This window comes from Chryseobacterium indologenes, assembly GCF_001295265.1.
GTDB lineage: Bacteria > Bacteroidota > Bacteroidia > Flavobacteriales > Weeksellaceae > Chryseobacterium > Chryseobacterium indologenes_A.
Map to the genome: position 1 here is coordinate 1 of NZ_LJOD01000070.1, position 440 is coordinate 440.

1 pseudogene is annotated in these 440 nt (G+C 39.8%); it reads left to right on the plus strand.

What is annotated here, in order from left to right:
• A pseudogene (locus tag AOB46_RS22770) lies at positions 1-440 on the plus strand (TonB-dependent receptor plug domain-containing protein); the annotation flags it as partial.

The window sequence follows — 440 nt, forward strand, 5'->3', positions numbered from 1 at the left end:
ATCCTATCCAGTTTAAATCCTGATGATATTGAATCGATGACAGTACTTAAAGATGCGGTTTCTACGGCGATCTATGGTGCTGATGCAGGAGCTGGGGTAGTTCTTATTACAACGAAATCCGGAAAATCAGGAAAACCAAGATTTAACTTTTCATCATCGTATGGTTTAAACCAGACGGCAGTAAAGCAGCCGGAAGTTTTAAATAGAGATCAGTTTAAGCAGTATGCAGCAGTTTCATTTGCTAATAGAACTAATTCGACTGAAGCGGATGGTCTTCAGTGGATGATCAATAATATATGGGGAACAGACTATTTAGACAATGATACAGACTGGAGAAAAATCGTTCAGAGGGGAAGTGCTATCCAGCAGGATATGAACTTTACCGCATCCGGAGGAAGCGATAGGTTTAAATACTATTCATCTTTCGGTACATTTGAGCA